The organism is Chryseobacterium ginsenosidimutans (assembly GCF_039536845.1).
In the GTDB taxonomy this organism is placed as follows: domain Bacteria; phylum Bacteroidota; class Bacteroidia; order Flavobacteriales; family Weeksellaceae; genus Chryseobacterium; species Chryseobacterium ginsenosidimutans_B.
In genome coordinates, this window is record NZ_BAAAZJ010000010.1 from 104724 (window position 1) to 124142 (window position 19419).

Consider the following 19419-nt stretch of genomic DNA (forward strand, 5'->3'; position numbering starts at 1 on the left):
ACAAAAATTTTGTTCCTTAAATTACGGGTGTGCGGAAACCCATTCTTCTCCATTCTCAAAAATTTCTTTTTTCCAGATGGGAACAGTTTTTTTAATATTTTCGATCATATAGCTGCACGCATCAAAAACAGAATTTCTGTGACCATCGCTCACCACGATGATCACAGCAACATCGCCTGGAAATAAAATTCCGGTACGGTGATGAACTACAATATTTTTTACCGAAAATAACGAAATGGCTTTATCCGTTATTTTCTGTATTTCCTTAATTGCCATAGATTCATAGCATTCATATTCCAAGCGGGTAACAGATTTACCTTTGGTGTGATTTCGTACTGTTCCTACAAATGATGCCATTCCTCCGCATGCAGGATCGGATGCAAGGCTAAAGCAATCCGTAAGATCCAGTATATTCTCTGTTATTTTTATATCAACCATATCTTTTATCCGCCGCTTACCGGAGGAATTATTGCTATTTCGTTAGAGACTGTTACTATCTGATCGTCTTCCGCATATTCATCGTCAACGGCAATAAAATAGGATTTCAATCTCTTCAGTTCCGGAAAATCTTTTTCCAGAAGCTCTTTTAGCGCATTAACATTTGCACCTTCATTTATTTCTATTTCTTTTTCTGATGCTCCGAAAATATCTTTCGTTATTCCGAATGCTAATATTTTAAGTATCATTTTTAATTTTAGCTGATTACCAATATTTTATTAAAACATTTATTCCGGCTACCAAAACCAGGACAGCGGTCATTCTTTTGATGACCAAAGGTTTCCATTTCAGGGACATCCTGGAACCGATCTGCCCGCCGATGAATACAGCAAAACACAAACTCAGAATTCTGAAATAATCCATACCTGCAGCCAGTTTGGATAATTGACCGAAAATTCCTGATAATGAATTTACCAATATGAAAACACTTGATGTTGCCGCAATTTTTCTAGGAGTATCCCATTTTATCAGATTTAGTAAAGGGGAAAGAAAAATCCCACCGCCAATTCCCACCAATCCGGACAAGAAGCCTATTCCACCACCTAAGAATCCGTTTTTGAACGGGGAAGCTTCTGCATTTGCTGAAGTATTTTCTACATTTTTTGTTTCTGTTTTTAGCCACAGCAGCAATGCTGCAATTATTAAAGTGATTCCCAAAATCAGAAAAAAAGTTTCCTGGCTTATTTTTAAAACAGCACCCAGATATGCCATGGGAACACTTATCATTGTAAGAGGTAGTATTTTTTTCCAATCGATCTGATTATTTTTGATGTAAATAAATACACCTCCTATTACCACAATAACATTACAGATAAGTGCTGTTAACCGTATTTCCTGATAAGGGAGACTATACATTGCCAGAACAGCAAGGTAACTAGACCCTCCACCAAATCCCACAGAAGAATAAATGAAAGCGATTATTAAAAAAAACAATATGATTTCCCAATGTTCCACAAACAGATTATTTTAGTACAATAATACTTAATTTTATCTCTATTTTAAATACGAACACAAAAAATACAGTCGATTTTTGTTATGAAACCATCAGCAGCAACATATGTTTCTGAACGACCGTCTCCTGTAAGAAATTTTTTACTGAACATTGCACTTGTAAAAACCTCATTAATTTGACAGTTCAAAATTAGAGCTCATTCCTGAATATGATGGAGACAGATTACTACTATAAAAGAAACATTTTACCGTTAGGCTTTTCTTAATCAGACTTCAGTGTTCCAAACTTACAAAATCAACGACCCGTTATAGACCAACGACATTCAGCTAAGACTCATTTAAATTAATTTTGATGTGTTTTGGCGTATTGCAAACGATATTGTTTGGGCGTTAGACCTTCTTGTCTTTTAAAAAATTTTGAAAAATAATTTGAATATAATAAATCGTGAATATTTTCCAAAGCCGATTTTTGAGTAAAGTGTTTAATGATGTCTCCCAAATAATTAGTCGTTAATCCCAATCGATCAGCAAAATACTGGACGGTTGGAAGCTGCTTCACAGGCTCATTATAATAGTCAATCGGCTTTGTTGGAAATCTGTTACAACACGGTTATACAGTTTCGGATCAGTAGAAAACTGCCTTTTATAAATATTATCAGCCAAAGTACCGTGCTCGTGCCAAGCAAAATGAATGCTTTGCTGGTAGATGTATGAATCATCTCATAATTGCTTTGATGAAGAAGAGCTTTCTAACTGTTATTTTTTTGATATTGTATTTTAGCGGTTGTTTATTTATACTCAGATGGTAGTATATTTCGTAATGTTTTTTTTCACTATTTTTATATAAAATTAATTCTTATGAAAAAGAAGGTTGTCCTTATCCAAGACAATGAACATATTTTGGATATCATGGATCAGGTATTAGAGGAGGAAGGTTTTGACGTTACTCCATCATTAACCACTAAGACCGTAGAAAAAATTGAAGAAATTGACCCCGACGTAGTGATTATAGATGATCATATACAGGGTGGGAAAAAAGGATCAAAAGTGATTGAAGAATTAAAATCTGATCCTAATACCGATGAAATCGGCGCTGTACTTACTTCCACTTCAAACAACCTACCGCAAATAGCAAAAGAATGCAAAGCGGACGATTATCTCCAAAAACCTTTTGATATCGATCATATGATAGATGTCGTCAAAAAAAACTCTTAAGCTTTTTGATATTAAAATTTCATTGGAATATTTTTTCACCTTTCCAGTACAAGGAGTATTAAAAATACCAGGGTGTAAAAAGTTATATTTCAATTTCTGATGATCATTGAAAAGTATTTCTACAAGCTATAATTACATATAATAGTCAATATTTAATTTAACAGTCGGATAAAAAAAGCAACTGGCAATATATTGTCCAGTTGCTTTTGTTACTGCCCCTAGCTACCCGAACATATAGCGGTTAACTGATGAAGGAAGTACTAACTTATCTGTATACAGAAACTATTGCTGCCCTTTTTGCAAGCTCATCTACCGCTCTACTTAAGAATTACGTTTTATATAAAAATAAAACACAAGTTGATGCAATGATCAATCTTTTAGTTTAATTACAATGAAAACATCTATTTCGACGTCTATCAGCTCCACATCTGAACCGTCAGGTAAATGAAAGTTCTTTGTAGAGCCATTATTTTCGTATCAAGCTATCCGAATTAAGTTAAAACTCTACATCTGAACCGTTACCACTTGCGTATAGTTACCATTTATTTTTATAATGTACATCAGAAAGATTCTTCAATATCTCCGCACTTTGTTCAGGTGTAATATCACGTTGCGGTTCTGCCAGCATTTCGTAGCCGACCATAAATTTTTTCACTTCAGCATTACGCAGCAATGGCGGATAAAAATGCATATGGAAATGCCATTCAGGATGGGGTTTTCCATCCGTTGGAGACTGATGAATTCCTGCTGAATATGGAAAAGAAATCTCAAAAAGATTGTCATATTTTGTGGTTAAATTTTTAATAATCTCAGCCAATGAAAGCTTTTCTGAATCAGAAAACTGCAGAATATTTTCCGCTTTTATTTTGCTGATAATCATTGTTTCGTAAGGCCAGACTGCCCAAAACGGAACTAATGCGACAAAATCCTCATTTTCAAGAATGATTCTTTCTCCGGCTTCTAATTCTTTTTTGACATAATCTTCCAGAAGCGAACTTCCGTTTTTCTCGAAATATTTTTTAAGATTTTTCTGCGTTCTCAAAACTGTCGACGGAATCGAAGACTGCGCCCAGATCTGTCCGTGCGGATGCGGATTGCTGCATCCCATCACGCTTCCTTTATTTTCAAAAATCTGAACGTGATTGATGTAATCTTCAGAACCTAAATCTTTATATTGCTCTTGCCAAACGTCTACCACTTTTTTTATATCATCGACTTCCATTTCCGGTAAAGTGAGACTATGATTTTCCGAAAAACAAATGACTCTGTTGATACCACGTTCCGGCTTTAATGAAAAAAAATCAGATTGTTCTTCAGAAAATTCAACATCATCTTTCATCAAAGAACCAAAGTCATTGTCAAAAACAAAAACACCTTTATAGTCAGGATTTTTATCACCATTCACACGTATATTTCCTGAACACAAGTAGCAATTCGGGTCGTGAGCAGGAAGTTTTTCTTCAGCTACTTTTTCGGTCTGTCCCTGCCAAGGTCGGTTGGCTCGTTGCGGAGACACCAGAATCCACTCATTCAAAAGTGGATTGTATCTTCTGTGAGGGTGCTGCTTTTGATTAAATGACGAATTCATTTCTTTTGTATTCATTAATCCCATCTGATATTTTTACACGGTACACTTTCATTTCGATGGCAAAATCTGCTTTGTATTTTGCGCTGATATTTTTAATCACTTCATCAACATTTTCATCTTTTATAAGATTGATGCTGCATCCGCCGAAACCACCACCCATTATTCTTGCACCCAAAACACCGTTTTCTTTTAAAGTTTCTTCCACCATAAAATCAAGTTCGTCACAGCTCACTTCAAATTCTTTTGAAAGTCCGGAATGCGTTTCGATTAGAAGCTGTCCTAAATATTTCACATCTCCTTCTGATAAAGCTTTTGCAGCTTTTTTTACTCTTTTTATTTCTTTCAAAAGATACAGACATCTTTTGTAAGACGTCTCTCCTATTTCTGCCCTCACTTCATCCAGCATTGAAAAGCTGAAATCTCTGAATTTCTCTATTTCAGGAAACTTTTCCCACAAAACTTTTTTCCCGTTATCAACATCTTTTCTTCGGTCGTTGTAGCCGGAAGTAAGATGCGTATGTTTTACACAACTGTCGAAAAGCACCAGACTGTAACCTTCGATATTAGCTTCAAAATACTGATGTTCCAGAGAATTGCAGTCGAGCATAATTACTTGGTGTTCTTTACCGAAAACGGATGCAAATTGGTCCATAATTCCACACTTTACACCAACAAAGGTATGTTCGGATTTCTGACCAATCAGCGCCAAATCTTTTTTAGATAAATTTAAATCGAAAACCTGATTGAGAATATAGGCAAACCCACATTCCAAAGCTGCCGAAGACGACAAGCCGGAACCCATCGGAATCGTACTGCTGAAGGCAATCTGCAAACCGCCAATCTCTTTACCGCTTTCCTGAATCGCACTGAAAACACCCAGCAAATAATTAGCCCAGGTTTGCTCAACCGGAGTCTGCTTTTGATGAATATTAAAACTGAAGGATTCATTAAAATCTTTTGCAAAAAAAGTACAGATTTCTGAGTCTTCCACCTTTTTGACAGCAAAACAAATATGTTTGTCGATGGCGGCAGGAAGTACGAAGCCATCGCTGTAATCAACGTGTTCACCGATAATATTAATTCTTCCCGGAGCCAGAAAAAAACTTTCTGGCTCAGATTGAAAGGCCGATTGAAACGCCTCTTTGGTATGATTGATTAATTTCTCCTGCATAGATGACTGCAATTTATGATTTTAAATCTTTTTTTGCCACGAATGCACGAATAAAAATTTATATTTTTTTAAAGAAAACATTTGCGCATTCGGGACCTATTTATTTTAAATCAATAACTTTTTAATAATCCTTCCGAAACAAAAATTCAAATAAAAATATATTTTCTAAAAAACATTCGCGCATTCGTGGCATATTTTAAATCATGCAATTACTTTCTTTTCATTACTTTTTTTGCGGCTTCAACAATGTCATTGGCGGTCAATCCATATTTTTCCATCAGTTGGTCTGGAGTTCCGCTTTCTCCGAAGCTGTCGTTTACAGCTACATATTCCTGAGGTGCAAGATATTCTGTAATCAAAAGTTGAGCAACGCTGTCGCCTAAACCGCCTAATCTGTTGTGTTCTTCGGCAGTTACAACGCAACCTGTTTTCTTTACTGATTTTAAAATTGCTTCAGTATCCAAAGGTTTGATGGTGTGAATATTAATAATTTCGGCATCAATTCCCTGCTCTTCCAGGATTTCCCCGGCTTTTATCGCTTCCCAAACCAAATGTCCGGTTGCAATGATCGTTACATCTTTTCCTTCGTTCACCATCCATGCTTTCCCTATTTCGAATGTTTGATTTTCGTCTGTAAAAACAGGAATCACAGGTCTTCCGAAACGCAGATAAACCGGACCTTCATAATCAGCAATGGCAATCGTTGCCGCTTTGGTCTGGTTGTAATCGCAGGTGTTGATGACTGTCATTCCGGGAAGCATTTTCATTAATCCAATGTCTTCCAGAATCTGGTGTGTTGCACCATCTTCGCCTAAAGTCAATCCGGCGTGAGAAGCACAAATTTTTACATTTTTATCGGAATACGCCACCGACTGACGAATCTGATCATAAACTCTTCCGGTAGAAAAGTTGGCAAATGTTCCCGTGAACGGAATTTTGCCTTCTATCGCTAAGCCAGCTGCGATCCCAATCATATTGGCTTCGGCAATTCCAATCTGGAAAAAACGTTCCGGTGCTTTTTCGATGAATTTTTCCATTTTCAAAGAACCGATAAGATCGGCGCAAAGTGCCACGACATCAGGATTTTTGTCTGCCAGTTCTGCAAGACCGGCTCCGAAACCACTTCGGGTATCTTTTTTTTCTGTGTAGGTATATTTTTTCATTGTATTATTTTTGGTTGATGGTTGTCTGTTGATGGTTGTCAGAAAGTAAAGTAGATTTTTTTCTATCAACTAAAAACTATCAACAAACAACTAAATTTTAATAATCTCCTAAAGTTTCCTCTAACTGGTCTAATGCTTTTGCCAGTTGCTCATCGTTAGGCGCTTTTCCGTGCCACGCGTGGCTTCCCATCATATAATCGACACCGTGACCCATTCCGGTTTTCAGGAGAATACAAATCGGCTGCCCTTGTCCGGTCAATGATTTTGCTTCGTCCAGAACGTTAAGAATTTCTTCCATATCGTTTCCGTTTTCCACTTCGAGAACTTTCCAGTCGAAGGCTTCGAATTTGGTTTTAAGATTACCCAAAGAAAGGACTTTTGAAGTCGGGCCATCAATCTGCTGACCATTATAATCGATGGTTGCAATCAAATTATCAACCTTATTGTGAGAGGCATACATTATGGCTTCCCAGTTCTGCCCTTCCTGCAATTCGCCGTCGCCGTGAAGGGTGAACACAAGATTTTTATCTTTATTCAGTTTTTTACCGACTGCGTGACCGATTGCCACCGACATTCCTTGCCCCAGAGAACCGGAAGCAATGCGAACACCCGGAAGATGCTCGTGCGTGGTGGGATGTCCCTGTAATCTTGAATTCAGTTTTCTGAAAGTTGCCAGTTCCGATTTATCAAAATAACCTGCGTGCGCCAAAACACTGTAAAAAACAGGCGAAATATGACCGTTGGACAGGTAAAAAACGTCCTCATCTTTACCTTTCATATCAAATCCTTCCTTTCTTTTCATCGCATCAAAATAAAGAGCGACCAGAAAGTCTGTGCAACCCAACGAACCGCCGGGATGACCGGATTGACAGGCATGAACCATTCTTACAATATCCCTTCTGACCTGCGAAGCGATGTGATTAAGTTTTGAAATATCGTGTTCCATATATTATTGCATTTTTTGTGAATCTTTGACGAACTGCTCCAGTCCTGAATCTGTTAAAGGATGTTTTAACAAGGAAAGAATCGGCTGAATCGGACAAGTCACGACATCAGCACCGATTTTTGCACAATTGATGATGTGCATACTGTGTCTTACGGAAGCCGCTAAAATCTCTGTTTCGTAGCCATAATTATCGAAAATAAGACGGATTTCTTCAATAAGATTCAAACTGTCTGTCGAAATATCATCCAATCTTCCCAAAAACGGAGAAACGTAACTCGCATCTGCTTTTGCGGCTAAAAGAGCTTGCCCGGCAGAGAAAATCAAGGTGCAATTGGTTTTGATTCCTTTGTTGGAAAAATATTTGAGAGCTTTTACACCATCTTTTATCATTGGAATTTTTACAACGATATTTGGATGAACTGCTGCCAGAATTTCACCTTCTGCAATCATTTCTTCATATGTTGTAGATAGGACTTCCGCAGAAATATCGCCATCTACAATTTCGCAAATGTCTTTGTAATGTTGTAAAATAGCTTCTGTTCCGCTGATTCCTTCTTTTGCCATCAAGGATGGATTGGTAGTTACGCCATCCAGAATTCCCAAATCGTTAGCTTCTTTTATCTGATCCAGATTGGCAGTGTCGATAAAAAATTTCATATGTAGATTTTTATTTGTTATTAGTTCAGTTATTAGGTTTGATTATTTCATTCCATTCAGCACCCTTTTGTCATTCTGTAGGAATCTCAACACAGCAAGAATAAAGCAGTTTAGATTCCTACGGAATGACAAAGGTGTTGTTGAAATTTGATTATAATTTATCAAAGTGAATGTTTATATTTTAAATTGTATTTTAAGTGTTAAATTTACACTTAATAAATAAAACAAACAATTTTCTGTCTTAAAAAGATTCAGAAAGTTGTTGCTTAAATTTTTATTTAATTGTGATGACCCATTGGGAGTTTGATTTTCTTCAAATCTTCCAGTTCGTGAACCGGTCTTTCTATGTCGTAAGGAATCGGCATTTTTGAAAACGTCTGGAAATACAACAGACAAGCATCCTTCCACCAAACGGCATCTTTTGACTGAATCTTTAATTTTGATTGAACTTCGGTAAATCTTTCTTCATCAACATAAGGCTGCATTTTGTCCCAGATTTTCTGATAATCTCTGACATTTTTTACACCTGTATCATATTTGTATGATAGTTCTTCCCACAAGGTTTTACCGTCTTTCATCTGATAATCCCACGGAACGTGATGAAACCAGAGAATAAGGTTTTCGGGAGTCGTTTTGATATTTCCGTAGATGTCGTTGAGTGGAGGAAAATATTGTGAAACAGCATTGCTTCCCGTTTTGGTTCTGTCAAAACCTAAACCCTGCGTATTTGCTTGATGATAATAAACTGGTGACCAGTCTGCTCTCGTACCTTTATAGTCACCCCACGGTTCCGGTCCGTAATGGTGCATTCCTGCAAAAATGTGGTGCAAACCAAGCGGCATCATATAATCTACCGCCGTTTCCCTTGAAGTGAGCATCATTTGTTTTACAGGATTGAGGAATTTTTCGTTGTCAGTGAAGGTCATTTTAATCCATTCGTCGGCAATCTGTTCAGAAGTCAAATCGTGGTTCCAAGCTAAACGTCCGAAAGCATACCAATTGGCTTGTGCAAAGTGATGTCCCGTCCAGTTTTTATCTTCACCAATATTGGCAACTGCCGAAATAGCCGAAATTTTTGCAGGTCTTAAAGTTCCGTCTGTAATTTTCGCAATTGTAGAACCTTTTCCGTCAGAATACGTATCACTGTCTAAAGTTTCCTTGAATAAAGGAGCAAGGTAAACCAGATGATTGGCTTGCCCTAAATATTCCTGAGTAATTTGAAATTCAACCATTTCGGAAGTTTTTTTCAAAGCTCCGAAAAGCGGATTAAACGCTTCACGAGGCTGAAAATCAACTGGTCCGTTTTTAATCTGAACAATCACATTATCTCTGAATTTCCCGTCTAGCGGAACAAATTCCAGATAAGCCTGTTTTGCGCGGTCTTCTTTGCTCGGACTGTACACAAACGCTCTCCACATTACGATTCCGCCATAAGGTTTCAAAACGTCAGCCATCATATTGGCGCCGTCTGCGTGCGTTCTTCCGTAATCCTGCGGTCCCGGTTGTCCTTCGGAATTGGCTTTCACTAAAAAACCACCAAAATCAGGAATTAATTTATAAATTTCTGATGCTTTGTCTTTCCACCATTTTTGAACATCTTTATTCAACGGGTCAGAATTTTCCAATCCGTCCAAAACTTTAGGCGACGAAAAATTGACTGATAAATAAACTTTGATTCCGTAAGGTCTGAAAATATCTGCGAGAATTTTTACTTTTTCAAGATAGTCTTTACGGAGCATATTTGGTGAAGCATTCACGTTGTTAAGAACGGTTGCATTGATTCCAATGGATGCATTTGCTCTTGCATACTCTTCGTATCTGGGGGAAATTTTACTGGGTAAATCTTCCCATTTCCAAAGCGAATGCCCTGCATAACCGCGTTCAATGGTTCCATCCAGATTATCCCAATGGTTGAGAATCCTGACATCATATGATGGTTTTTCGGTAATATTCAAATTTGTTAATATAGATTTTGTCTGCTGCAAACGTAGAATATGATAGACACCATACAACAATCCGATTTCTTTTTCGGCAGAAATGACCAGTTTATTTTGAAGTGATTTTATGGTATAACCGCCTTTCAGATTTTTTAATGATTTGTCGGTTCGAAGTTCAATTTCCTGACCTTGCCAATGATTCATTAATTCTTTTTTGGCGATATTCAGAGTCGGATTGTTTCCTTTGGAAATGATTTTATCTGCTGAAACTCCATTCTTTGCAGGGAAGCGAAGCCAAAGCTGACTTCCGTCTTCTGCGAAAATCGTTAATGGAATCATTAGAAATAATAGGATGTACAGTCGGAAATAGCGCATTAGATTTTCTTTTAATTTTTATTTAAATAAATTTTGGCTAAAGCCAAATTGTATCTCTTCATCTTTAAACGGGCTAAAGCCCGTTCCTATTGATAATAGGATTTCATCCTATCCTTCGTTAAATCGTCCCTTCGGGACTTTTTATAGATTATTCTTCTAAACCTTCAATGGTTTTAATTTTACCATCGTTGTCATATTCCAATTCGATTACCTTCATACTTCTGAGCCAGGTTTTTCCTTCACTCGGAACAGAGTCGTGGAAAAACAGATACCATTTTCCTTTGAATTCAGCAATGCTGTGATGAGTTGTCCATCCAATGACAGGCGTCAGAATTTCTCCCTGAAAAGTAAAGGGACCATAAGGACTGTCGCCTGTGGCATAACAAATCAAATGCGTATCGCCGGTAGAATATGAGAAATAATATTTGCTGTTGTATTTATGCATCCAGGACGCTTCGAAAAAGCGGTGTTTGTCGCCGTGAAGCAATGGATTTCCATTTTCGTCAAGAATTAAAACATCTTTCGGCTCTTCTTCAAACTCCAGCATATCATCGCTCAATAAAACAACTTTTGAAGGAATTGCCGGTTCGTTATCATTTGGAATTACTGCAGCTTCTAAGGCTTTGTTGTTTCTGTAACGCTGCAATTGTCCACCCCAGATTCCACCAAAATACATATATTGTCTTCCGTTTTCTTCAAAAATACAAGGGTCGATGCTATAACTTCCCAACATCGGATGTTTCTCCGGAATAAATGGTCCGTAAGGTTTGTCACTTACCGCAACACCGATTCTGAAGATGTCATTTTTATCTTTTAACGGAAAATACATATAATATTTTCCATTTTTGAATGCCACATCACAATCCCACAATTGCCTTCCCGACCAAGGAATATCTTTTACCGAAAGGACAACACCGTGGTCTGTGATTTCGCCGTTTTCTACATCATCCAACGAGAAAACGTGATAATCGTTCATATCGAAATGGTCTCCGTTGTCATTTTCTTCGATGCCGCTTTCACGGTCGTGTGATGGATAAATGTAAATTTTGCCTTCAAAAACGTGTACGGAAGGGTCTGCCATATAATCTTTCGGGAATAGATATTTTGCTTTTTTCATTTTAATTTAGATGTTAAGATAATAGATTGATAAATTTTATTTTCTCGCAGATTTTCAGATTATTTAAATAAAAATCTACTTAATTCGCTAAGTCTGCGAGAGAAACATTTTTGTGATTTGCAGATTATTTTTTTACCTTATAGGTTTTGAAAACCTATAAGGTTTGAAGCTGCATTATTTTTCTTTTGTTAACTGAATGATTTTTTCTACTATAGGTTTTGCCTGATTATTCCGGTCAAAAAGTAAAGGATAATCGGTTCTGCCTTTTACCGGAAAATCATTTTTCCAGGATTGTGCATCAGTAGTTCCCCACAAGGTTACTCTTCTGATTTTATCCTGATGTTTCAGGAATAATCTGAAAAAATCCAGATAACGGTTTTCCCATTCTGTTTTTACATTTTCGGGAAGTCCGGCTGTGTAAGGATTCATTTTTGCTTCATATTCTACCTTATCGGAAACGTTGGCAGAAGTTCCCCACGGTGAGGGAAGTGCGCTGATTTCCATTTCAGTAACATTTACTTTTACACCGTTTGCTGTGTAGTCAAGAATTGCTTTTTCGTATTCGTCAAGGGTTGGTGTATCAAGACCAACGTGGGTCTGCATTCCTACTCCATCGATTCGGATTCCTCTGGATTTTAAAGTCTGAACCATTTTGCTTACAGTTTTTACTTTTCCGGGATGCCATTCGTTGTAATCGTTGTAATAGAGTTCTGCATTCGGGTCTGCTTCCTGAGCGTACTGGAAAGCCAACGGAATAAATTCTTCGCCAAGAATCTCATAAAATTTACTTTTACGGTAAGTTCCATCTTCCATAATAGCTTCATTAACCACATCCCAACCTTTTACGCGACCTTTGTATCTGGTGACAACGGTGGTAATGTGATTTTTCATTCTTTGTTTTAAGACTTCAGCAGAAACATCTTTTCCGTCTTTGTCTACGAAAAACCATTTGGGTAACTGCGAATGCCAAATCAAAGTATGACCGATGATGAACATTTTGTTTTTCTCTCCGAAAGCCACAAATTTATCGGCATCATCAAAAAAGAACTTTCCTTCCTCTGGCTGCAAAAACATCGATTTCATACAGTTTTCGGCAACAATGGAACTGAACTGGTTTTTAATAATTTCTACAGATTTTACATCTTTCTCATAAATCTGCGGAAGACTCATCGCTGTTCCGATATAGAATTTGTTTTTGAATGCATTTTTCAGGGAATCGTTGGAAGTTGCCGTGTTGGCTGTCTTGCACGAAACAGTTAAGGTTAAAATTCCTAATAATGCTATAATTCGTTTCATAATTTTATTTTTCTAATTATTTTTAATACACCGAATCACTCGCAGCCCGGCTTGAACGGAAATCCTTTTTTTGCAGCTGGAAAAGCTTTGGCAAAAAAGATTGGGAGTGGAAGACGGAAATAGCTGCCCAAATTTTTATTATATCATTAATCTTTCGCTTTTCTTCTTTCTTTAAGGTCGTGCTCGATTTCGATTTCTTTTTTCTTATTGATTTCGTAGAACATCAGCAATCCGCACGCTAAAAAGAACGGGATTGACGGGAATACGCTGACCAGCATTTTGGCACCTGTGGAAACGGTTTCCGGCTGTATCACGTTGACTGTACCTTCTGAGGAAATGTAACCATATTTTCCGATAATTAATGCAACTAATGAACTTCCAATGCTTAAACCAACTTTCAAACCGACCATCATTGCCGAGAAAATAATTGCTGTCGCACGTCTGTTGTTCTTCCATTCTGAATAATCGGCAACGTCGGCAATCATCGCCCAAAGTAATGGCGTTCCGATTCCGTAGAAGAAACCGTGTAAAACCTGGGATAAAAACATTAATCCGACGGATTTTGGCGGATAAAATATAAATGCTAAAACGAATAGTGTTGAAATAAAAAGTGAAGCGATGAATGCATCTCTTTTGCCATATTTATCTGCAAACTTTTTCGAGAAAGTGATTCCAACAATCATCATAATGATTCCACCTGCATTGAATAACCCGAAACCTGCTGAACGAGGGTCTTCTCCGAAGAAATTCATCCCAATGGAATTGAAGAAATTGGTAATCGGTGATATAAATTGCTGAAGCGAAGTTTCATCTACATAATTGTTAAAATAATACACATACGAACCGCCTTTCATTGCCAATGTAATGAAAATCAATGCGGTAACCGTTAACATAATAATCCACGGCTTATTTTTCTTTAAATCTTTTAAATCAGCTCCTAAAGTAGATTCCTGCTCCGGTTTTGGAATCACTCTTTCTTTGGTTGTGAGAAAAGTGATGAGCAACATTACTGTTCCGATAATTGCAAGCCAGGTCATTACAACCTCGATTCCGGCTGCTTTGTCACCGTGTCCCGCAGACAAAATAATCGGCAACATAAATACCTGAACGAAAAACTGCGCAAACATAACGGCAACAAAACGGTAAGATGAAATACTGTTTCTTTCGCTCATATCGCCTGTAATTACGCCACTTAGAGCTGCGTAAGGTAAATTATTGGCTGCATAAAGCAATAATAAAACTGAGTAAGTAACTGCTGCATAAATCATTTTTCCTTTATAAGAAAAATCGGGTGTGCTGAACGCAAAAAGTGCCGCAGCACCCAACGGAATTGCCGTTAACAAAATCCAAGGACGGAATTTCCCCCATTTTGTGCGGGTTCTATCTGCCAAAGCTCCAATCATCGGATTAAAAACAAAACCAGCCAATAAACCGACCGTAAGTGTAATGATGGATGCATCTTCCGGCTTTAAACCGTAAATATCGGTGTAAAAATAAGCTAAATACGTCACCAAAGTCTGGAAAACCAGATTGGCGGCTAAATCTCCTAAACTGTAGCCGATTTTCTCAACGACAGATATTTTTTGAGATGAGTTGTTCATTTTAATAATTTATAATTGATAAATGATAATTGATTATTCTGTAGTAAATGGTGATGCAGGAAGTCCGGTTTTGTTTTTCAGGTTTCCGTCGGGATTGTCTGCCCAGTCGTATCTTACTGAAATTGGATTTGAAATCGTCTCGTTCCAGACAATGATTTTATTGCCATCGATTTTTGCTTTTGTCCATTCATACTTTCCGTCTTTTCCTTTGATGGCAAAACCTTTCAGTTCAGAAACGGGTGCAAAATCATCGGTTCCATTTTTAAAGGAAAGAATGATTTTATTTCCTTCTACTTTCATTGACTGATAAACCGGTCCGTCTGCGATGATATTCTTTTTGTCGGCAACTTTCAGTGCCTGCAAAGCCAATCTGTCTCCGACTGTTTTCTTGTTTAAAGGATGAATATCGTTCCACTCTCCTATGTCGATAATTACAGCAAGTCCGGTGTTCGGAACTTTCAGAGAAACCTGACGCTGTTGGTCTCTTAATTCTGCCCAATTGCTTTCAATAGGCTGCGCTTTTGGTTCCATAAAATTGGCTAATTGTACTGTGAAAAAAGGCATCTCTTTCTGATTCCATTTATTTCGCCAATCCAGAATCATTGTGGTCAGCAAATCGCCGTATTCTTTTGGTTTTCCAGTGTTGCTTTCGCCTTGATACCAAATGGCGCCTTTGATGTTATAATTGATAAGCGGATTAATCATTGCATTGTACAATCCGGTCGGTTTCCAGCGGATGAAAGTAGTTCCCGGAGCCATTTTTTCCATTTTGGCACCGATTTTATATTTCCATTCGGTTTTTAAATCGATTTTATTTCCGTCAATTTCGAGGTAATAAGGTTTGTCAGCAATGAACTGTCCTTTTCCGCTACCGTTAGTAATCCTTACAGCAATAATGTTTTTACCTTCTTTCAAAACACCTGCTGGAATATCATACCAACGAGGCGGATATTCATAAGTTACATTTCCGACTTTTGTTCCGTTGATGTAGGTAACATCAGCATCTTTTATTCTTCCTAAATTTAAAAAAGCGGCTTTTCCTGCCTGATTTTTGGTTAAATTAATTTCTTTTCGGAACCAGACAGAACCTTCGAAAGAACCTTCTTTATCTTCCCAAGAACCGGGAATATTCATTGTTTTCCAGTCAGAATCGTCTAGGTCGAAATTTTCCCAATGTTGGTTTAATCCAACATCGCTTTGGTCGAGCTCTGTGTACCAAGCTTTGCTCAATGCCTGTTCGCCGGATTCGGTAGATTTTATTAAATCATCATTTTGCCATTTTTTAGCTTCGTCCAGATATTCAGGGTATTTTTTCAGAGAATTTTCATCCATCCACGCCTGAATCGGAGAACCACCTAAACTTGCGTGGATAATTCCAACGGCCACTTTATTTTTCTGACTTAATTCTTTTGCGAAAAAGTAAGCAACTCCGGAAAAATTAAGAATCGTTTGTGGATTTGTAGCTTCCCATTTTCCGCCATCAAGCTCGGTTTGAGGTGATTTAAAATTATATTTTTGAGGAACCGTAAAAAACCTGATGTTCTGATTATTTGCATTTTTAATTTCGTCAGCATAAAGCGGAGTCAGTCTGCGCATCGGCAGTTCCATATTCGATTGTCCGGAAGCGAGCCAAACATCACCTATTAGAATATCTTTCAATGTAATTTCATTGATAGTCATCGTGTAAGGACCTCCGGCTTTCTGCTCGGGAAGTGTGATTTTCCAGTTTCCGGTTTGGTCGGCAATGGTTTTGTAATTTTTATTGAGGAATTTCACTTCCACTTTTTCTCCTGCATCAGCTTTTCCCCAAACATTCAGTTTTTGGTTACGCTGCAAAACCATTCCATCTGAAACCAGTGCCGGAAGTTTGATTTTGGCTTCAATGAAAATGCAGAATATACAAAGAAGTAAAACCAGAACTTTGGTAAAATTTTTCTTGTTCATATTTATTTTAAATATTTAAATCAGTTTTATATTTTTTTAAACGCACAGTTCGCAAATATTTTTTCATACAACTAACTGTTTTTAAGATTCGCAAAGGCACTTCTATAGTTCGTCAAGCTCACTACAGGCTAAGCTCAGTATAAACTACAAACTCAGCAACGTTTATTTTTTTTCAATTGCGTCGGGCTTTAGCCCGATGTCTGATTATTTTTTTCTAGGCTTTAGCCAAAATCTATTATAAATTTTGGCTAAAGCCTATTATTTTTTATTTCTTCAAGACGGGCTAAAGCCCGCCCCTATTGATATTTATCTTATTACTCTATTTTGGTAATTCTGCCAGCAATCTTACCTCGATGATTTTCGGTGTAAGCGATTTTTCATTTGTATTAAATTTTACATTAAGAATCTCTTTCCTACTTTCAGATTCAGGAATCGGGATTAATAATGATTGTGGAGAGTTGCCCAGCTTTCCGTCGAAATTTTTAGAAATTGCTTTTGTTCCATTGATTTCTGCATTCAAAGTACGGTTATTGTTGGCATCAAAATAAATAAGATAAAGGTATTTTGCATTCTTATCTTTGTTTCTCATCTGGTAGCTGAACCAACCTTTTGCCTCACGGAAATGGCGGTCTTCCATATATCCGGTGTTGGAATCTTTGCTGTCGATGAAATGATCTGATTCCGGTTGCTGTTCCCCTAACTGAATTTTATCAGTTGTAATGTTGTCCAGTTTTCTGATTTCCTCTTCTTCTTTGGCTTTTTGTTTCTGAATCATTTCGATTTTATCCTGATTCGCCTGCGGAAAATAAATAATATAACGTTCTTCCTGAATTTTATAAAACGGAACTAATTCTAATCCTCTGTTGAATTTATTTTCGGGGTATAAACCTGTCAGTTTGAATGTTAAATCGTTATCACTAACTTGTTTCAAATGGCTTAAAACCGAATCTGAACTTCCCAAAATTGTAGGGATTTCATTCAAAGGAATTTGTGATCCGTGCGCGATATGTCCGCCTCTGCTGTCATCAGCGAAAAGTCCGTCCTGATTTTCTTTTCCGTATCTCGCAGCCAAAACAATCGGGCCATATTTAAACGCAAAATAGTCCGAATGGTCAGGAAGCTGCTCTGCGGAAAGATGCATCGGCATTTTCATTTCGATAACATCTCCTTTTTTCCATTTTTTATTAATGGTAAAATAGCCTTCGGCATCAACCGGAACATTGATATTTTTACCATTGATTGAAATTGTAATTTCAGAAGCATTTGCCCATTCAGGAGATCTTAATTTTAAATTTATATTTGATTTCGGAGCGACGTCAAAGATTAGTTTTGTTGATGGATTTTCAGGGAAATTATTTTCCTGTCTCAAAACCAATTTCTTTTCAGACCATTTTAAAATGGAAGGAATAAATAGATTCACGTATAAATCTTCATCAGAATAAGCATAAATCATTTCACCATATTTGGCGTGATTCTCCATTCCCGAACCTACGCAGCACCAAAAGCTGGTTTCCGGCTGAGAATAAACCCTGTAATGGCCGGGACGCATCGGCGTGAAATAGACAAAACCGCCTTTGTCGGAATTTTGGGTGGAAAGAATATGATTGTACAAAGCTTTTTCGTAATAATCTACGTAAGAGGATTTTGGATTGGTTGCATACAATTCTTTAGAAAGTTTCAGCATATTATACGTATTGCAGGTTTCCGGACCTTCGATACTTTTAATCATACCGCTGAAATCATTGATGGGATTGAAATGCTCGCTTACACTGTTTCCTCCGATTATCGCTGATCTTTTTTGCGTGACATTCGTCCAGAAAAAATCGGCAGCATTGCTCCATTCTTTGTTATTTTCTAAATCTGCAATTCTTTTAAAACCAATCACTTTCGGAATCTGTGTATTGGCGTGGATTCCTGTGAGTTTATCTTCACCATTCAGCAATGGGTTTAAAATGGCAAGATGTGAAAAACGATGAGCGAGTTTTAGATATTTCGGATTTTTTGTAATATCGTACACGTCGGCAAAAACTTCATTCAGGCCGCCGTGTTCGCTGCGCAACATATCCTGAATCTGTTCATCGGAAAGTCCGGAAACTTCATCAGCCATCCAGTCTGTAAGCTTTATCAGTATTTTTTTTGCTTTCTCACTGTCTGCATACCAATAGGCATCGCGTAAACCAGAATAAATTTTGTGAATATTATATAAAGGAACCCAACGGTCGTTCAAACCGAAAGTTGCAGCACGAATGTTTCCATCGGCAATTTCTTTCCAGATTTTTTTACCGTTCGGAACACCTGAAAGATAACCGTTTTCTGAAAGATTCTGGCAACGTTCCAATTCATTAATCATATAATCCAAACGCTGCTTGACTTTTGGATCGCCTGTGGAAGCATACATTAACGCCAAAGCCGAAATGTAATGACCGCCGATATGACCGTCAAGCCCGGTATTTTCCCAATTGGGATAGTTTTCTTTTTTAGGTTTCAGTCCCGCTTCTTTCAAATAAGGTGCAAGAAGTCGGTCTGCATCCATCGAAAGGATATATTTTTCATCGGTCTGCATTGCCTTGCTGAAAACACTTTCGGACAGATGAACCTTGTTGAGCGGAAAGTAGCTAACATTTTTCTTTACCTGCCCAAAAGCAAGCGAAGTAAAGCTTAAAAATAATATCAGTGATTTTTTGTTCATTAATAAATGTTATTTCTACATTTCTAAAATAAAAGAAAGTATCTATATGGCAAACAATTTTCATCATTTGGAAATAAATCTTATTGAAAAAGCATTTTGTGGCAATGAAAAAAAGCCTAAAAAAGCTTTACCTTATCATAAAAAACAAGAATAGACAAACCATAGAATATCAATTAAATAAATGTAATTTCGTCATTATCAAAATAGATAGAGTGGGTTTATAAAAAACAATAAAAATTTATATTTACACTTATCGTATTTTAAATAATAT

The 19419-nt window shown here is 37.3% G+C and carries 16 protein-coding genes; 2 read left to right on the forward strand and 14 right to left on the reverse strand.

The features are described 5' to 3' along the window. Positions 1-21 precede the first annotated feature (21 nt). The 3 genes from ABD745_RS12590 to ABD745_RS12600 are packed head-to-tail and all read right to left on the reverse strand — an operon-like array spanning position 22 to position 1452. Positions 22-438, reverse strand: a complete 417-nt coding sequence (locus ABD745_RS12590) for a molybdenum cofactor biosynthesis protein MoaE (RefSeq protein WP_344830294.1) — start codon at positions 436-438, stop codon at positions 22-24. 5 nt (positions 439-443) lie between these two features. Continuing rightward, positions 444-686 (reverse strand): MoaD/ThiS family protein, encoded by a 243-nt coding sequence (locus tag ABD745_RS12595; protein ID WP_336379625.1) that lies wholly within the window; start codon positions 684-686, stop codon positions 444-446. Positions 687-702: 16 nt separating this feature from the next. Next, positions 703-1452, reverse strand: a complete 750-nt coding sequence (locus ABD745_RS12600; RefSeq protein ID WP_344830299.1) for a sulfite exporter TauE/SafE family protein — start codon at positions 1450-1452, stop codon at positions 703-705. 855 nt (positions 1453-2307) lie between these two features. Here ABD745_RS12600 and ABD745_RS12605 point away from each other — a divergent pair. Together ABD745_RS12605 and ABD745_RS12610 are read left to right on the forward strand one after the other, a co-directional pair. Further along, on the forward strand, positions 2308-2664 hold the full coding sequence (locus ABD745_RS12605) for a response regulator (protein ID WP_344830301.1): 357 nt from the start codon (positions 2308-2310) through the stop codon (positions 2662-2664). A gap of 248 nt (positions 2665-2912) precedes the next feature. Further along, a complete protein-coding gene (locus ABD745_RS12610; RefSeq protein WP_344830303.1) occupies positions 2913-3050 on the forward strand; it encodes a hypothetical protein in 138 nt (45 codons plus the stop codon). Positions 3051-3199: 149 nt separating this feature from the next. On the opposite strand, the gene ABD745_RS12615 is transcribed toward ABD745_RS12610, so the two are convergent. From ABD745_RS12615 to ABD745_RS12665, 11 genes are all read right to left on the reverse strand, one after another. After that, the gene (locus ABD745_RS12615) at positions 3200-4252 is read right to left on the reverse strand and encodes a UDP-glucose--hexose-1-phosphate uridylyltransferase (protein WP_344830305.1); all 1053 of its coding nucleotides are present in this window, start codon (positions 4250-4252) and stop codon (positions 3200-3202) included. Beyond that, positions 4236-5423 carry a galactokinase gene (gene galK, locus ABD745_RS12620; protein ID WP_344830306.1) on the reverse strand — a complete coding sequence of 396 codons (1188 nt, stop codon included), beginning with the start codon at positions 5421-5423 and terminating at the stop codon, positions 4236-4238. The genes ABD745_RS12615 and galK overlap by 17 nt, the downstream gene beginning before the upstream one ends. 209 nt (positions 5424-5632) lie before the next feature. Next, on the reverse strand, positions 5633-6586 hold the full coding sequence (locus tag ABD745_RS12625) for a transketolase family protein (protein ID WP_307307432.1): 954 nt from the start codon (positions 6584-6586) through the stop codon (positions 5633-5635). A gap of 97 nt (positions 6587-6683) precedes the next feature. Then, on the reverse strand, positions 6684-7532 hold the full coding sequence (locus tag ABD745_RS12630) for a transketolase (RefSeq protein WP_344830313.1): 849 nt from the start codon (positions 7530-7532) through the stop codon (positions 6684-6686). A 3-nt stretch (positions 7533-7535) separates the two neighbouring features. Beyond that, positions 7536-8189: a fructose-6-phosphate aldolase gene (gene fsa / locus ABD745_RS12635; RefSeq protein WP_344830316.1), complete on the reverse strand. Its 654-nt coding sequence runs from the start codon at positions 8187-8189 to the stop codon at positions 7536-7538. A 278-nt stretch (positions 8190-8467) separates the two neighbouring features. Beyond that, entirely contained in the window at positions 8468-10501 is a 2034-nt protein-coding gene (locus ABD745_RS12640; protein ID WP_344830319.1) for an alpha-glucuronidase, read from the reverse strand. 148 nt (positions 10502-10649) lie between these two features. Further along, the gene (locus ABD745_RS12645) at positions 10650-11618 is read right to left on the reverse strand and encodes a glycoside hydrolase family 43 protein (protein ID WP_344830322.1); all 969 of its coding nucleotides are present in this window, start codon (positions 11616-11618) and stop codon (positions 10650-10652) included. 174 nt (positions 11619-11792) lie between these two features. Then, positions 11793-12914, reverse strand: a complete 1122-nt coding sequence (locus ABD745_RS12650) for an endo-1,4-beta-xylanase (RefSeq protein WP_344830324.1) — start codon at positions 12912-12914, stop codon at positions 11793-11795. A gap of 146 nt (positions 12915-13060) precedes the next feature. Beyond that, positions 13061-14515 (reverse strand): MFS transporter, encoded by a 1455-nt coding sequence (locus tag ABD745_RS12655; protein ID WP_344830327.1) that lies wholly within the window; start codon positions 14513-14515, stop codon positions 13061-13063. Between the two features lie 33 nt (positions 14516-14548). Then, on the reverse strand, positions 14549-16459 hold the full coding sequence (locus tag ABD745_RS12660) for a sialate O-acetylesterase (RefSeq protein ID WP_344830329.1): 1911 nt from the start codon (positions 16457-16459) through the stop codon (positions 14549-14551). A gap of 319 nt (positions 16460-16778) precedes the next feature. Beyond that, positions 16779-19148, reverse strand: coding sequence for a beta-L-arabinofuranosidase domain-containing protein (locus ABD745_RS12665; protein WP_344830331.1), 2370 nt, complete (start codon positions 19146-19148; stop codon positions 16779-16781). Between the last annotated feature and the right edge of the window lie 271 nt (positions 19149-19419).

Excerpts from the sequence above, each read along its gene's own strand:
- ABD745_RS12660 (WP_344830329.1), bottom strand. The coding sequence starts at position 16,459 with ATGAACAAGAAAAATTTTACCAAAGTTCTGGTTTTACTTCTTTGTATA.
- ABD745_RS12605 (WP_344830301.1), top strand. The coding sequence starts at position 2,308 with ATGAAAAAGAAGGTTGTCCTTATCCAAGACAATGAACATATTTTGGAT.
- ABD745_RS12595 (WP_336379625.1), bottom strand. The coding sequence starts at position 686 with ATGATACTTAAAATATTAGCATTCGGAATAACGAAAGATATTTTCGGA.
- ABD745_RS12655 (WP_344830327.1), bottom strand. The coding sequence starts at position 14,515 with ATGAACAACTCATCTCAAAAAATATCTGTCGTTGAGAAAATCGGCTAC.
- ABD745_RS12650 (WP_344830324.1), bottom strand. The coding sequence starts at position 12,914 with ATGAAACGAATTATAGCATTATTAGGAATTTTAACCTTAACTGTTTCG.
- ABD745_RS12610 (WP_344830303.1), top strand. The coding sequence starts at position 2,913 with ATGAAGGAAGTACTAACTTATCTGTATACAGAAACTATTGCTGCCCTT.
- ABD745_RS12625 (WP_307307432.1), bottom strand. The coding sequence starts at position 6,586 with ATGAAAAAATATACCTACACAGAAAAAAAAGATACCCGAAGTGGTTTC.
- fsa (WP_344830316.1), bottom strand. The coding sequence starts at position 8,189 with ATGAAATTTTTTATCGACACTGCCAATCTGGATCAGATAAAAGAAGCT.
- ABD745_RS12615 (WP_344830305.1), bottom strand. The coding sequence starts at position 4,252 with ATGAATTCGTCATTTAATCAAAAGCAGCACCCTCACAGAAGATACAAT.
- ABD745_RS12665 (WP_344830331.1), bottom strand. The coding sequence starts at position 19,148 with ATGAACAAAAAATCACTGATATTATTTTTAAGCTTTACTTCGCTTGCT.
- ABD745_RS12630 (WP_344830313.1), bottom strand. The coding sequence starts at position 7,532 with ATGGAACACGATATTTCAAAACTTAATCACATCGCTTCGCAGGTCAGA.
- galK (WP_344830306.1), bottom strand. The coding sequence starts at position 5,423 with ATGCAGGAGAAATTAATCAATCATACCAAAGAGGCGTTTCAATCGGCC.
- ABD745_RS12640 (WP_344830319.1), bottom strand. The coding sequence starts at position 10,501 with ATGCGCTATTTCCGACTGTACATCCTATTATTTCTAATGATTCCATTA.
- ABD745_RS12645 (WP_344830322.1), bottom strand. The coding sequence starts at position 11,618 with ATGAAAAAAGCAAAATATCTATTCCCGAAAGATTATATGGCAGACCCT.
- ABD745_RS12590 (WP_344830294.1), bottom strand. The coding sequence starts at position 438 with ATGGTTGATATAAAAATAACAGAGAATATACTGGATCTTACGGATTGC.